This window comes from Weissella paramesenteroides ATCC 33313, assembly GCF_000160575.1.
Classification (GTDB): Bacteria; Bacillota; Bacilli; order Lactobacillales; family Lactobacillaceae; genus Weissella; species Weissella paramesenteroides.
The window spans coordinates 235,323-249,837 of record NZ_GG697132.1 but is presented as its reverse complement, the minus strand read 5'-3'; the positions used below and the strand labels follow the sequence as shown (position 1 = coordinate 249,837).

Genomic DNA, 14,515 nt, shown 5'->3' with positions numbered 1-14,515 from the left:
AGTGGTTACGTGTGTTTCTATATTGGAGGAGAGTTTAGTTATGGAGTCGAGCACACGAACATCGACAGGACGTTTTGGTAAATTACGTAATCTTATTTTAGGATTACAACATGTTTTGGCAATGTATTCTGGTGGTATTTTAGTGCCATTGTTAATTGGAGCAGCATTACATTTTAATGCGCAACAAATGGCGTATTTAATTTCAGCTGATATTTTTATGACAGCGATTGGTACGTTATTCCAAATCAAAGGCACACGGTATACAGGAATTGCGATGCCGGTTGTGATTGGATCAGCTGTACAGACAGTTTCACCATTAATCAATATCGGTAGTACATTGGGCATTGGTGCTATGTATGGTGCCACAATTGCTGCAGGTATTTTTGTCTTTCTAATCAGTGGGTTATTTGCCCGTTTGCGCGAATTTTTTCCACCTGTTGTAACAGGTTCATTAATTACAGTTATTGGATTTACGCTAATTCCAGTAGGTTTCCAAAATTGGGGTGGTGGGGATACTGCTGCGAAAAGTTTTGGAAGCTTAACTAACCTGTCAATTGGATTAGTAACCATTATTATTATTCTATTATTTACTATTTTTGCTAAGGGCTTCATAAAGTCAATTGCTATTTTACTAGGTATTATTCTTGGAACAGTTTTTGCTGGATTATTAGGACAAGTATCATTGCAACCAGTTGCTGAGGCATCTTGGTTCCATATGCCAACACCGTTTTTCCTAGCAACACCAACCTTTCACTGGTCAGCAATGATTACGATGATGATTGTTGCCTTGACATCAATGATGGAATCAACTGGTGTGTACTTCGCACTAGCTGATTTAACTGGTCGTAAGCTAACGAATGAAGATATGGCCAAAGGATATCGTGCTGAAGGATTAGCCGTTATTTTGTCAGGTTTGTTTAATACTTTCCCATATTCAACATTCTCACAAAATGTTGGTGTTGTACGTTTGTCAGGTGTCAAGACACGCCAACCAATCTATTATGCAGTATTAATTTTGCTATTGATTGGTTTGTTACCAAAATTTGGTGCCTTAGCAACAATCATTCCATCATCTGTTTTGGGTGGTGCAATGATTATTCTATTTGGTACAATCGGTGTACAGGGGATTACTATTCTGAAACAAGTTGACTTCAATGCTGAACGAAACTTAATGATTGCTGGAATTTCCATTGGTGCAGCCATTGGTGTTACGGTTTATCCACAAATTTTCCAACACTTACCAGAGTTAGTAAAATTAGTTATTCAAAATTCAGTTGTTATAACGTCAGTGTTAGCAGTGTTGTTAAACGTTTTGCTACCAGGACGTGAGAAAGAGGTTAATTAGCAGACATGAAAATTTTAGAAGATCGCATCAAGCAAGACGGCCGTGTTTTAGGTGAAGACGTATTAAAGGTTGATAATTTCTTGAACCATCAAGTTGATCCTGAGTTAATGCAAGCTTTGGGTGAAGAATTTGCCCGCCTATTTGCTGATGAAAAGGTAGATAAGGTATTAACTGTTGAATCATCAGGTATTGCACCAGCTGTTTTTGCAGCATTAGCACTACATGTACCAATGGTTTTTGCACGTAAGAAGAAGTCAATTACGTTATCAGCCGAATCATATGTTGCTGATGTTTACTCATTTACAAAGCAAGAAACAAATCACGTGATGATCGATAAGCGTTTCTTACACGAAGGTGAGCGCGTTCTTCTAATAGATGATTTCTTGGCAAACGGACAGGCAGTGACTGGTTTGATGGAAATTGCTGAAGCTGCCCAAGCAGAAGTGATTGGTGTCGGTATTGTCGTTGAAAAGACATTCCAAAAGGGTCGCGCAATGTTAGATGATCAAGGTGTTCATGTTGAGTCATTAGCACGCATTGCAGCTTTTGAAAATGGTCAAGTTGTATTTGCTGACTAATTTTTTGAGAGCGAGACAAAAGTTGTTTTGAAGCCGGTGTGTAACGTGATTTGCGTCATTTTTGGCCGTAGCAAAGCGAAGGACAGGGATTGCGTAAATTGCGTTACATTGAGGCTTCAGACTTTTGGAACGCGTTTATGCTGTAAAATTTACATGCTTATAATTAAAATAATTTGGATTAAAGGGGTTGGAACATTTTCTTTTGTGCCAATCTCTTTTTTTATAGCATATAAATATTTTTAGTAATAGCCTTTTTATTTTTTAAGTCAGTCAAGGTAAAATAGAAGCAATATAACAAACAGGGGGCGTTTGAGATGAAAATTGGCTTTATCGGTACAGGTGTCATGGGAAGTGGCATTATCAATAATTTATTGCAAGCAAACTATGAGGTCTATGTTTATAACCGTACGAAGGCGCATGCACAAACAGTAATTGATCATGGTGCAATTTGGCAAGATTCACCACGGCAAATTGCTCAAGTTGCAGACGTTGTGATGATAATGGTTGGCTATCCAAAAGATGTTGAAAGTCAATTTTATGGTGAGAACGGTATTTTTGCAGGTGCCCATGCTGGTCAAATCGTTGTCGACATGACAACTTCAACACCCACTTTGGCAACAGAACTTGCTAAAGCGGGTGCTAAGCAACAGGTAACGGTCTTGGATGCACCTGTTTCAGGTGGGGATACTGGTGCAAAGAATGGTACCTTAACGATCATGGTTGGTGGTGAAAAATCAGCCTTTGATGAGTTACAGCCAATTTTCCAAGTTATTTCAAAAGCTAATACTTTATTTGGTAGTGCTGGTCGTGGCCAGCATGCAAAAATGGCTAACCAAATTATGGTGGCAGGGACGATGTTAGGAATGGCGGAAACCATGAGTTATGCTAAGGCGGCAGACCTTGATGTTGAACAAGTTTTGCAAACATTAGGTGGTGGTGCTGCGCAAAATTGGTCGTTAGATAACTACGGACCACGTATTTTGGCTGGAGATTATGCCCCGGGATTTTATGTGAAGCATTTTATTAAGGATTTGCGCATTGCATTAGATGAGGCACAAAAAATGCAGCTTGATTTACCGATGACAGCATTAGCTGAGCAACTTTATGCAAAGCTGGCAGATGAAAATAAGTTAGCCGATGCAGGTACACAAGCCATAGTGAGATTGTGGTCACAGTTTGCGTAAGAATTAAGATATTTTTAGCAAAAAAGTTGGAACATTTTCTTTTGTCCCAACTTCTGAAAGGCGAAACAAATGAATTTTTTTATTAATGCAACCATGCCGAAACAAAAGTCAGGTATTGAGCATGCTGAATTGAAACGATTGGATTTATTTAATAAAAATGAAGAACCAGTCATGGTGGTCTTACGTGATTGGGATCCGAATGCGCATATTAATGCTAATAATGCCGGCATTGCTGACGATCAGTTGATTAATATGTTTGATTACTTTCAAGAGGCAACGCAAATTGCAGCGAAAAAAGTACAAGTACAGGATATCGAGTTTGGTGTTTTAAATATCAAAATGACTGATGATGCAGAAAAGTCACGTTATTTAGTGCAATCAAATGAACAATTAGTTGCACGTGTGAACTACAATGTTGACGCTGACCGTCAAGTGAAATCCGTTGAGTGGTTTGATGGTTTTAATAACCTTTATCGTGTCGATCATTATGATTCACGAGGATTTATATCGCTACAACAATGGTATACACCCGACAACAAAATAGGTACTGAAACTTGGCAAACGCCATCCGGTCGTACAGTAATAGAAGCATTTCATAAAAAGACCATGCGTGGTGAAACCATTAAAACAGGATGGCGATTGATTGATCGTAATGACCAAGTTTACCAATTTGATACTTTAGCAGAATTAACGAAGTATTTCTTTGACTGCCTGAATGATGATTATTGGTCACTTGATCAACCGAATGTTTTCATTGCAGACCGTGCACACTTAGGAGACTGGGGGCTATTGCACCTTAAAAAGCCAGCGTATACAGTATTTCATTTGCATAATGCGCATACCGCAGATGCCCAAAATCCAGCAGCACCATTATTGAATAATAATTACGAGTTTTCATTGCATAATATTGATGGGTATGATGCGGTTGTGTCAGCTACATATAAGCAAACAGCTGATGTTCGAGCGCGTTTTCAGCCGAAGACAAAGTTGTTTACCATTCCAGTTGGGATTGTGCCCGAACGCCTGTTGGACGCTCCACGAGTCCCAATCGCAGAACGACAATTTGGCAAAATGGTTGTCTTTGCACGGATTGCCTGGGAAAAGCATTTGGACGATTTAGTGCGTGCAATTGGCATTGTACATCAGGAATTCCCACAAGTTACTTTAGACTTATATGGTTATCCTGATCCGAGCGATAATTACAAGGCGCGTCGTGAAGTGGAACAAGTAATTGAAGAATATCATTTGTCAGATGTTGTCTCCTTAAAGGGATACACAACAGATATTGATGAGGTTCAGAATAATGCCATGATGTATGGCCTAACTTCGCGCATGGAAGGATTTAATTTGGCAATTATGGAGGCGATTTCGCATGGCTTAATTGCGTTTTCATATGATGTTAATTATGGACCAAATGAAATTGTCGAAGATGGTGTTAACGGTTCAGTTGTGCCATATGGTGATTATCAGGCATTGGCTCAAGCAATTTTAAAGGTACTTCGTGATCCTAAGTTAGCTGATAAGTATATGACAAGTGCCTATGACTCAGCAGAACGATATTCAGAAGCATCTGTTTGGGCAGCATGGCAATCATTATTGGCAGATGCTAAAGAAAGTTGGCCAGTGAAGCTTGCAGCAATGCCGGGTTATCAGGGAGGACAACAATAATGTATTACTTTGTTAGTGAAAATATATTTGCCTATAATTCAGGAACTGAACATGCACAAGCACAGCGTGTGAAGTTTTTTAATCGGATAGCGCAACAAGGTATGTTGGGTAAGGCAGCTTATGTTACGCGAGATTATAATCGCTTTTTAAGTCGTGATGCAGGTGCTGTCGGATTGCATGCGACTGAAGTATTAAACATGTATGATTATTTTCAAGGGACAACAGATGTACAACGACAAGAGCAACCATTACGTTTGTTAGCACAAATTCCACTTGATAAGTACCATATTGTTGGTCATGGGCCAAACTATTCAACCCTTGAAGATGCTGGTCGTGTCGTGGCAAAAATAAATGTGATGCTAGCGACAGTCGGATTAGTTAATGACATTTTGTACTATGATCGAGCTGATAACTTAACTGTGCGGGAAAACTTTGATTGGCGTGGCTTTAAATCATCAGTTGATTACTTTCATCCAGATGGTCAATTAGCAGTGCAAAAATTTTTGAATTTAGCTGGTGAATCAGTTCTTGAGGTCACCCACATGAATATAAATGGTCAATTATTACCAAGCATGTATAAATTGATTAATTATTTAGGCCATGATTATCGGTTTAATACAGAAGAGCAACTATTCTTATTCTTTTTAAATGAAATTACTCGTCAACAGCCTGAGACAACGTTAATTTCAGACCGACGTGGCCTAGATCATATTATTGCTGGTGTTCAGGGAACAAATCACAAATTTGCCTATTTACATGATATTCATACCAGCGATACAAAGCATCCAGTTCGAGGTAAATTATATCCGGCGTATCTTAATGTATTAGAACGATATGGCCAAGCATTTACAGCTATTTTGGTGCCCACGATTGCGCAACAGAGAGATTTGCAGACTCGTTATCCACAACTAAATATTGAAGTTGCTCCGGACGTTGTTGTTGACGAAAAAACACTAGCACAACCACGTGTCACGTTGTCTGAGCGTCAGTCACATCAATTACTCTATGTTGGCCGCTTATCCCCTGAAAAACGTCCAGAACAGGCATTACGAGTTTTAGCACGGGTTGTTAAAACTGTGCCAGATGCAACATTGACATACTATGGATATGCAGCAACACAAGAAATTATGCATGAGTTGCAAGAGTTAGCAACTAAGTTAAATGTTGCTGATCGGGTTACTTTTGGTGGTTATGTATCAGAAGCGGTCTTGCAGAAAGCTTACCAACAAGCCCAAGTTATTTTACAAACATCGGTTGGTGAAGGCTTGGGGATGAACTTGGTTGAGGCGATGAGCTATGGTGTACCAAGTGTTAGTTTTGATGTGCCATATGGTGCGCACGCATTGATTGAAGATGGCGTTAATGGTTACATTGTCCCTGATGGTTCAAACCTGGCGATGGCTCAAAAAGTTACGGAGCTATTGCTTGATGATGATGCATGGACACAAATGTCTGTTGCAGCATATGATAAAGCCCAAACATTTTCGGATAATAAGATGGCAACTATTTGGCAACAAGTACTCAATTAATAAAAGATAAAACAAAAAGGACAAATTGACGCGACACTGTCAATTTGTCCTTTTTTATAAGGTAGTGGCGGGAATCGAACCCGTGATGACGGTTTTGCAGACCGTTGCCTTACCACTTGGCTACACTACCATCTTGTATGTTATGTATTAATATAATTACCACCACGATTACATATTATAGGGGAAATGACGCAAAGTTGCAATTACCTAATTGATTTGTGTGTTAAGTTATAGAAATTTCGTTGGGCATGAGACATAAGTAGGTGTCACAATCTCTTAAATATATAAGCTTTTTATCTAAAAATATGCCAGATAGTATATTTAATTAAAATCATATGCGGTTTAGGGTTGCAAAGGTTGAAAAATATCGGTATAATAATTTCTGTTGTTGAGTTTATGACAACAGAGAATGGACGTTTAGCTCAGCTGGGAGAGCACCTGCCTTACAAGCAGGGGGTCACAGGTTCGATCCCTGTAACGTCCATTGGTCGCATGGTCTAGTTGGTTATGACGTTCGCCTGTCACGCGAAAGATCACGGGTTCGAATCCCGTTGTGACCGTTTATAATGGCGCGGTAGCTCAGTTGGTAGAGCATACGATTGAAGCTCGTAGTGTCGACGGTTCGATTCCGCCCCGCGCCATTTGATAATACATCGTATTATCAATAATAACCATCTCAAAATAGGGGTATAGTTTAATGGTAGAACAACGGTCTCCAAAACCGTCGGTGGGGGTTCGACTCCCTCTACCCCTGTTTATCTGATGATGGCGGTAGTGGTGAAGTGGTTAACACACCGGTTTGTGGTTCCGGCACGCGTGGGTTCGATCCCCATCTACCGCCCTTAGAGTGAGAAGAATTCACTCTTTACATAATTTTATATAATAATAATTAAATATGCCGTTGTGGCGGAATTGGCAGACGCGCTGGACTCAAAATCCAGTTCTCGCAAGGGAGTATGGGTTCGACCCCCATCGACGGCATTCGGTGTAACCGTTTATTATTAATTCACTTATTTAATTATTACATGCCGTTGTGGCGGAATTGGCAGACGCGCTGGACTCAAAATCCAGTTCCCGCAAGGGAGTATGGGTTCGACCCCCATCGACGGCATATTTTAAGTTCCATAAACTTAGTGAAAACTAGGTTTATGGAACTTTTTTCATTACTAACATTTAAGACTGAAAAAAGAACATCTTGCAATTAACTTAAGAAAACATTTTGAAAGCGTTTACCTTGAACGAAATGATAGGTAATGGTTTGAATTTTGTTAACTTTATTAGATACTAGGATAGAGGACATTACCAACAAGACATTATGGGAGAAAAGGACTGATGGTAGAGAAAACAACGACACCAGAATCAGATAATCAAAGCCTTGCTGAGATCAATGGTTCTGTTGAGGTGCCAACAACAGGTGGATTTTTACGTAAATTAATGGCTTGGAGTGGACCAGGAGCACTTGTTGCGGTTGGTTACATGGATCCAGGAAATTGGATTACGTCAATTGTCGGTGGTGCACAATACCACTACTTATTGTTATCAGTTGTTTTGATTTCAAGTTTAATTGCGATGTTGCTACAATACATGGCCGCCAAGTTAGGGATTGTGGCGCAAAAAGATTTGGCGCAAATGACTAGAGATAGTACGAATAAAGCGGTGGGCTGGTTACTTTGGATCATGACTGAGTTGGCCATTATGGCAACTGATATGGCTGAAGTAATTGGTGCAGCTATCGCCATTCATTTATTATTTGGTTTACCATTGTTGTGGGGTGTTTTAATTACCGCAGCAGATGTGTTGCTATTACTATTATTAATGAAGTTAGGTTTCCGTAAAATTGAGGCGATTGTTGCGACATTGATTCTGGTTATTTTAGGAATCTTTTTGTACATGGCGATTTTGGCAAAGCCCGATATGGGTGCCGCAGCAATCAATTTAGTGCCACACAAGGAAGTGTTGCATCATAGTCAATTGATGTTAGCACTAGGAATTGTTGGTGCCACAGTTATGCCACACAACCTTTACCTACATTCATCAATTTCACAAACACGTCAAGTAAAACGTGATAAGAAGAGCATTAAGGAAGCATTGAAATTTACTGCTTGGGATTCAAACATTCAATTGACTGGTGCTTTTATCGTTAACGCCTTGTTGTTGATTGTCGGTGCAGCGCTCTTCTTCGGTCATGGTTCTGACTTAGAAGCCTTTGGTGATTTGTTCAATGCTCTTAACAATCGTGAGATTGTTGGTGCGATTGCTAGCCCATTCTTGAGCATGTTGTTCGCCATTGCTTTGCTAGCGTCAGGTCAAAATTCAACAATCACTGGAACTTTGACTGCACAAATTATCATGGAAGGTTATACAACTTTGCGGATGCCAATGTGGTTACAACGTCTAGTGACCCGTGGGTTAGCTTTGGTGCCTATTATCATCTTCACAATCATCTTTGGGGCAACCGAAGGCGCATTGGATCAACTGCTGGTTTATTCACAGATCTTCTTATCAGTGGCTTTACCATTTTCAATGTTCCCACTGATCTACTTTACATCTTCAGCAAAGTTTATGGGTGAGTTTAAGAACAATGCTTGGGCTAAGTGGACAGGTTATACAATCGCAATTGTATTGACTATTTTGAATATCAAATTAATTATTGATACGTTAGCACCATTATTTTAAGTGCTTGACAGTAGTGTCATGATACAGGTACACTATTGTCAATAAATCTAGTGGAGGGTCATTATGAATCAAACAATGCTTAATTTAACAGTTTGTTTTTGTCGAACAACGCGCTTAATGCGATGTTCGGCCGATTAGTATTGGGCAATTTTTGAGGAATAATCACCTTAAAAAGTTCGATACCCACTTGGCTGGGGGTTGAACTATGGGCGCGAAGTCTCTGATGAAAATCAGAATTTCGCGCTCTTTTTTATTAGATAAAATGAGATATTGATAAACAGGGGTAAAAATAATGGAATTTGATACAAAGTTAATTCATGGTGGTATTAGTGAAGATGAGTTCACTGGCGCAACATCGATACCGATTTATATGGCATCTACTTTTCATCAAAAGAAAATTGGTGAGAGTAAATATGAATATTCACGTTCAGGGAATCCTACCCGTGAAGCAGTTGAAAGACTAATTGCTGATTTGGAGGGTGGTACAGCCGGTTTTGCATTTGCTTCAGGGTCTGCTGCAATTAATACAGTGTTTTCACTTTTTTCAGCAGGTGATCACTTTATTGTTGGTAACGATGTTTACGGGGGAACATTTCGTTTGATCGATGCGGTATTAAAGCGTTTTGGTATGACATTTACCATTGTTGATACACGTGATTTAGAAGCTGTTAAACACGCAATAACGCCGCAAACCAAGGCAATTTACCTAGAAACGCCAACCAATCCGTTACTACGTGTGACAGACATTGCAGCAGTTGCTGATATCGCAAAACAGTATCATGTGTTAAGTATTATTGACAATACGTTTGCATCCCCATACGTCCAGCGCCCACTTGAACTGGGTGTTGATATTGTATTGCACAGTGCTTCGAAATATTTAGGTGGTCATAGCGATGTCATTGCTGGTTTGGTAGTCACTAAAGATCCTGATTTGGGACAAAAAATCGGCTATTTGCAAAATGCAATTGGTGGTATTTTAGCACCACAAGAAAGTTGGTTGCTACAACGAGGAATGAAAACATTATCGTTACGCATGCGGGCACATTTAAAGAATGCACAGGCTATTTTTGAGTACTTAAATAACCAGCCAATGGTAAGCAAAATTTATTATCCAGGCGATCCGGAAAATCCGGACTATGAAGTTGCTAAGAAACAAATGCATGGCTTTGGTGCCATGATTTCTTTCGAATTACAACCGGGATTAGATCCGAAAGCATTTGTTGAACAACTACGCGTCATTACATTGGCTGAAAGCCTAGGAGCTCTTGAAAGTTTAATTGAGGTACCAGCGATTATGACACATGGCGCAATTCCTCGTGATATTCGTTTGCAAAATGGTATTAAAGATGAATTGATTCGTTTGTCAGTTGGTGTTGAAGACCAAGTGGACTTATTAGCGGACTTGGCCCGTGGTTTTCACTATTTGGCAGATTAAATATGCAATGGAGTGGACACCAAAACCGGGGTAAAAATGATAAGAGTGATATAATTAGTATATGTTGAATGTTGTCGGATATATCTATTCGTAAGTATGAAATTGGGGGATTTTATATGTCAATTAAGAACGTTACTATCGCTGGTGGTGGTGTCTTAGGAAGTCAAATTGCATTTCAAACAGCATTTACTGGGTTTAATGTCACACTTTATGACATCAATGATGAGGCCATAGACCATGCAAAGCAATTACTTGCAAGCTATGTACCTGAATACGAAGCATTTTATGATGACGGTGATAAAGCTGCATCAGTAATCGATCATATGTCATTCAGTACAAGCTTGGCAGAAGCGGTTGCTGATGCGGACTTAGTTATTGAAGCCATCCCAGAGAGTGTCAAAATTAAGGTGAGCTACTATCAAGAATTGTCATCAGTAGCACCTGAAAAGACAATTTTTGCAACGAATTCATCAACATTCGTGCCATCACAGTTTGCTGAATATGTTGACCGACCTGAAAAATTCTTAGCCATTCATTTTGCTAATCAAATTTGGAAGAATAACAACGCTGAGATTATGGGGCATCCAGGAACTGAGGGGAAGTACTTGGATGAAGTTGTTCAATTTGCTAAGGACATTCGGATGGTCCCATTCCGATTGTATAAGGAACAACATGGTTATATTCTAAATTCATTGCTAGTGCCATTACTAGATGCTGCGCAAAAGCTCTGGGTCAATGGGGTTGCGGATCCCGAAACAATTGATAAGTCATGGATGATTGCGACTGGTGCACCACAAGGTCCGTTCGCAATTTTAGATGTGGTTGGTCTAAATACACCTTACAATTTATCGTTGGCGCAAGCCGAAACTGATGCAGAAGCTGGAGAAATTGCCAAGGCGTTAAAGGCAATGATTGATGCAGGAAAGACAGGAGCTGCTTCAGGTGAAGGGTTCTATAAGTATCCAAATCCAGCATTTCTGGATCCGGATTTCTTGAAATAAAGATTAAGACGTTTTTAGCAAAAAGAGGTTGGGACATCATCTTTTGTCTCAACCTCTTTTTTTAAAATACTATGAAAAAATTTTGGAGAAAGTGAATGACGAAATATCAAAATATCTTGGTGACAGGTGGTGCTGGCTTTATTGGCACTAATTTTGTTCGCTATGTAATCACTGAACATCCAGATGTAAAACTAACAGTGTTAGATAAATTAACATATGCAGGCAATGCTGAAAATTTGGCTGATTTACCAGATGATCGTGTGACATTGATTGTCGGAGATATCAATGATGCACAGTTGGTGGATAAATTAATGCGAGAGACTGATGCTGTCGTTCATTTTGCAGCAGAAAGTCACAATGATAATTCACTAACTGACCCATCACCATTTATGCAGACGAATTTAATGGGTACCTTTACACTTATTGAGGCAGCTCGTCGCTATGACGTCCGCTTCCACCACGTTTCAACGGATGAGGTTTACGGTGATTTACCATTAGATGAAACTAGTCGAAATGAAAAGTTTACACCATTGTCTAGGTATAATCCATCTTCACCATACTCAGCAACGAAAGCAGGCTCAGATTTACTGGTTCGAGCGTGGGTGCGTTCTTTTGGATTAAAAGCAACCATTTCTAATACATCGAATAATTATGGTCCCTATCAACATATTGAAAAATTTATACCACGCCAAATTACTAATATTATGAGTGGCATTAAACCAAAAATATATGGTAATGGGCGAAATATTCGAGATTGGATTCATGTTACTGATCATGTCGCTGGTATTTGGGAAATTCTAATGCACGGGACTATCGGTGAGACTTATCTGCTTGGTGCAAACGGTGAACAGGATAATCTCACTGTTTTAAAGAAAATTTTACAGGCAATGGGAAAACCTGTAGATGATTTTGAATTTGTTAAGGATCGTGCCGGTCACGATTTGCGATATGCAATTGATGCAACGAGAACGCAGGAAACGTTAAATTGGCAACCAAAGTATTTGGATTTTGATGCGGGGTTAAAGCAAACCATTGACTGGTATCAGCAAAATCAAGCATGGTGGGAAAAAGACAAAGCGAAAATTGAAGCGAATTATGCGAAAAATAGACAATAAATCAAACAAAATCTATTCATAATGTCAACACTGTTTCTCAGTAGAAAAGAGTGTAAAATGTACCCTGAAAAGGGAGGAATACAAAATATGTCACAAATTAATTTAGGTGGTTCTGGTTTGATGGTACCAACAGTTGCGTTGGGGGCCATGCGCATGGGGGATAAAACAGATGCGCAAGCACAAGAAGTCGTAGAAACCGTGCTATCAAAGGGTGTTAATTTTTTTGATACAGCTGATATTTATGGTAATGGTCAGTCAACTTCAAAGTTGGCAGGTGCACTAAAAGCGGCTGGCGTTCAGCGTGAAGATATCATTTTACAATCAAAGGGTGGTATTTTATCGGACAAGGGACCAGTGGCTGAAGATGGTATTTTGGGACCGCGTTACGAATTTTCTAAGGAGCATCTGATTGCCTCAGTCGATGCAGAACTATCACGCTTAAAGACAGATTATTTGGATGTTTTCTTATTACATCGGCCAGATGTGTTAATGCAACCTGAAGAAATTGCGGCTGCATTTGATACATTATCAGCGGCAGGTAAAGTAAAGCATTTTGGTGTTTCAAACATGAATCCTTGGCAAATTGAGTTGTTACAATCAGTTTTGGATCAAAAATTGGTTGCTAATCAACTGCAATTTGGTGTGATGCATACGGGGATGGTTGATGCAGGTTTGCACGTTAACATGGCAGATAGTCGCTCGGTCGATCATGATGGTGGTATCTTACCATATTCACAATTAAAGAATATGACAATTCAAGCATGGTCACCATTCCAGTATGGGATGTTTGAAGGTCACTTTATTGATAATGATAAGTTCCCAGAGTTGAACAAAAAGTTACAAGAAATTGCTGACAAGCACCATTCAACAAAGAATGGGATTGCCGTCGCCTTCATTTTGACACATCCAGCAAATATGCAGGTTATTCTTGGTTCAATGACGCCGAGTCGTTTGACTGAGATGATTGATGGGCGTGATGTGCAGTTGTCACATCAAGAATGGTATGACATCTATTTTGCGGCAGGTAATGATTTACCATAAAAGCGGACTATTAATATAGTAGAAAACTGAATGTCGGAAAAGCCAGATGCTGTGATGAGCATCTGGCTTTTTGTTAGCACTATTTAATAGGCAGAAAAAAATTTTTTCTTTTTAATAGGGGTCTCGTCAAATCTAATTAATGGATCACCATTGATTAATGCCTTAGCATTATCATCAAATGCATGACTACGACGTGAACCATATTCCTTTTTTAACTTAGCAAATGCATCGCTCATTTCGTAAGTTCTATCAGGCAAATGATGGGCATCAGAAGCAATGACTTGAGCTAAGCCATTGTCTAAGATATCTTCTGAAAATTTTTGGACCGCTTTACCAAAGGTACCCACGTATGAGCTTGCAGTTATCTGTGAATAAGCACCATTACTAACCATGTCATAAAGTAATTCAGGATGAGCCATTAATTCCGTGTTACGTTCGGGATGAACGATAACGGGTGTTAAGCCACGTTCCTGTAAATTGAATAACATTTTTTTGGTAAAGGCAGGCACATCATGTGAAGGGAATTCAATGAGAATATATTGTCCCTGTTCATCTGTAGTTAAGATATCATGATTATCAATTAACGATAGTAAATTCCCGTTAATGCGGACTTCTTGTGAAGGGAATACAGTGAGCGGAATATGATTTTTATCTAATTCAGCTTGAAACCAATTCGTTAAGTCTACGACATCGGAGGCATGGTTAATATAGTGACCATTCATATGGTGTGGTGTTAATAAAGCATGTGTAATGCCATCTGCCACTGCATCACGTGCCATTTGTAATGAAATATCTAAATCTTCAGATCCGTCATCAATTCCTGGTAATAGATGACAATGAATATCAATCATAATAATAGTTCCTTCTTTTTTATTATTAAGATTAGTATAGCGTATTTGCGGGGCTTGAAATGTAAAAATTAAAAGATTTATCATAACTAAAT

At 39.3% G+C, this 14,515-nt stretch carries 10 protein-coding genes, 8 tRNA genes and 1 pseudogene; 17 read left to right on the top strand and 2 right to left on the bottom strand.

Annotated elements, in window-relative coordinates; all coding sequences use genetic code 11:
* Positions 1-40 precede the first annotated feature (40 nt).
* The 5 genes and pseudogenes from HMPREF0877_RS08080 (at position 41) to HMPREF0877_RS08060 (ending at position 6,304) form a co-directional block, all read left to right on the top strand.
* Entirely contained in the window at positions 41-1,345 is a 1,305-nt protein-coding gene (locus HMPREF0877_RS08080; RefSeq protein ID WP_002828842.1) for a nucleobase:cation symporter-2 family protein, read from the top strand.
* Positions 1,346-1,350: 5 nt separating this feature from the next.
* Positions 1,351-1,923: a xanthine phosphoribosyltransferase gene (locus HMPREF0877_RS08075; RefSeq protein WP_002828841.1), complete on the top strand. Its 573-nt coding sequence runs from the start codon at positions 1,351-1,353 to the stop codon at positions 1,921-1,923.
* A gap of 311 nt (positions 1,924-2,234) precedes the next feature.
* Positions 2,235-3,107, top strand: a pseudogene (locus HMPREF0877_RS08070) (NAD(P)-dependent oxidoreductase); the annotation flags it as partial.
* Between the two features lie 69 nt (positions 3,108-3,176).
* A complete protein-coding gene (locus HMPREF0877_RS08065) occupies positions 3,177-4,775 on the top strand; it encodes a glycosyltransferase family 4 protein (protein WP_002828839.1) in 1,599 nt (532 codons plus the stop codon).
* Positions 4,775-6,304 (top strand): glycosyltransferase, encoded by a 1,530-nt coding sequence (locus tag HMPREF0877_RS08060; RefSeq protein ID WP_002828838.1) that lies wholly within the window; start codon positions 4,775-4,777, stop codon positions 6,302-6,304. The genes HMPREF0877_RS08065 and HMPREF0877_RS08060 overlap by 1 nt, the downstream gene beginning before the upstream one ends.
* Positions 6,305-6,363: 59 nt before the next feature.
* On the opposite strand, the gene HMPREF0877_RS08055 is transcribed toward HMPREF0877_RS08060, so the two are convergent.
* A tRNA-Cys gene (locus tag HMPREF0877_RS08055) sits at positions 6,364-6,434 on the bottom strand.
* A gap of 281 nt (positions 6,435-6,715) precedes the next feature.
* Between HMPREF0877_RS08055 and HMPREF0877_RS08050 the strand changes: the two genes are divergently transcribed.
* From HMPREF0877_RS08050 to HMPREF0877_RS07995, 12 genes are all read left to right on the top strand, one after another.
* Positions 6,716-6,788 (top strand) — tRNA-Val (locus HMPREF0877_RS08050).
* Positions 6,789-6,790: 2 nt separating this feature from the next.
* Positions 6,791-6,864, top strand: a tRNA-Asp gene (locus tag HMPREF0877_RS08045).
* 8 nt (positions 6,865-6,872) lie between these two features.
* Positions 6,873-6,945 (top strand) — tRNA-Phe (locus tag HMPREF0877_RS08040).
* A 42-nt stretch (positions 6,946-6,987) separates the two neighbouring features.
* Positions 6,988-7,058, top strand: a tRNA-Trp gene (locus HMPREF0877_RS08035).
* Positions 7,059-7,072: 14 nt separating this feature from the next.
* A tRNA-His gene (locus HMPREF0877_RS08030) sits at positions 7,073-7,145 on the top strand.
* Between the two features lie 56 nt (positions 7,146-7,201).
* Positions 7,202-7,285 (top strand) — tRNA-Leu (locus tag HMPREF0877_RS08025).
* A gap of 46 nt (positions 7,286-7,331) precedes the next feature.
* A tRNA-Leu gene (locus HMPREF0877_RS08020) sits at positions 7,332-7,415 on the top strand.
* 221 nt (positions 7,416-7,636) lie between these two features.
* Entirely contained in the window at positions 7,637-8,980 is a 1,344-nt protein-coding gene (locus HMPREF0877_RS08015; protein WP_002828837.1) for an Nramp family divalent metal transporter, read from the top strand.
* A gap of 292 nt (positions 8,981-9,272) precedes the next feature.
* On the top strand, positions 9,273-10,415 hold the full coding sequence (locus HMPREF0877_RS08010; RefSeq protein ID WP_002828836.1) for a trans-sulfuration enzyme family protein: 1,143 nt from the start codon (positions 9,273-9,275) through the stop codon (positions 10,413-10,415).
* 116 nt (positions 10,416-10,531) lie between these two features.
* Positions 10,532-11,416 (top strand): 3-hydroxyacyl-CoA dehydrogenase, encoded by an 885-nt coding sequence (locus HMPREF0877_RS08005; RefSeq protein ID WP_040761024.1) that lies wholly within the window; start codon positions 10,532-10,534, stop codon positions 11,414-11,416.
* Positions 11,417-11,511: 95 nt separating this feature from the next.
* Positions 11,512-12,531: a dTDP-glucose 4,6-dehydratase gene (gene rfbB / locus HMPREF0877_RS08000; RefSeq protein WP_002828834.1), complete on the top strand. Its 1,020-nt coding sequence runs from the start codon at positions 11,512-11,514 to the stop codon at positions 12,529-12,531.
* Positions 12,532-12,618: 87 nt separating this feature from the next.
* The gene (locus HMPREF0877_RS07995) at positions 12,619-13,572 is read left to right on the top strand and encodes an aldo/keto reductase (RefSeq protein ID WP_040761022.1); all 954 of its coding nucleotides are present in this window, start codon (positions 12,619-12,621) and stop codon (positions 13,570-13,572) included.
* Positions 13,573-13,655: 83 nt separating this feature from the next.
* Here HMPREF0877_RS07995 and HMPREF0877_RS07990 read toward each other — a convergent pair whose 3' ends face one another.
* Positions 13,656-14,423 (bottom strand): tyrosine-protein phosphatase, encoded by a 768-nt coding sequence (locus tag HMPREF0877_RS07990; protein WP_040761020.1) that lies wholly within the window; start codon positions 14,421-14,423, stop codon positions 13,656-13,658.
* Positions 14,424-14,515: the final 92 nt, after the last annotated feature.

Coding starts and splice junctions, on each gene's coding strand:
- HMPREF0877_RS08005 (WP_040761024.1), top strand. CDS start 10,532: ATGTCAATTAAGAACGTTACTATCGCTGGTGGTGGTGTCTTAGGAAGT.
- HMPREF0877_RS08015 (WP_002828837.1), top strand. CDS start 7,637: ATGGTAGAGAAAACAACGACACCAGAATCAGATAATCAAAGCCTTGCT.
- HMPREF0877_RS08080 (WP_002828842.1), top strand. CDS start 41: ATGGAGTCGAGCACACGAACATCGACAGGACGTTTTGGTAAATTACGT.
- HMPREF0877_RS08065 (WP_002828839.1), top strand. CDS start 3,177: ATGAATTTTTTTATTAATGCAACCATGCCGAAACAAAAGTCAGGTATT.
- HMPREF0877_RS08010 (WP_002828836.1), top strand. CDS start 9,273: ATGGAATTTGATACAAAGTTAATTCATGGTGGTATTAGTGAAGATGAG.
- HMPREF0877_RS08075 (WP_002828841.1), top strand. CDS start 1,351: ATGAAAATTTTAGAAGATCGCATCAAGCAAGACGGCCGTGTTTTAGGT.
- HMPREF0877_RS07995 (WP_040761022.1), top strand. CDS start 12,619: ATGTCACAAATTAATTTAGGTGGTTCTGGTTTGATGGTACCAACAGTT.
- HMPREF0877_RS07990 (WP_040761020.1), bottom strand. CDS start 14,423: ATGATTGATATTCATTGTCATCTATTACCAGGAATTGATGACGGATCT.
- rfbB (WP_002828834.1), top strand. CDS start 11,512: ATGACGAAATATCAAAATATCTTGGTGACAGGTGGTGCTGGCTTTATT.
- HMPREF0877_RS08060 (WP_002828838.1), top strand. CDS start 4,775: ATGTATTACTTTGTTAGTGAAAATATATTTGCCTATAATTCAGGAACT.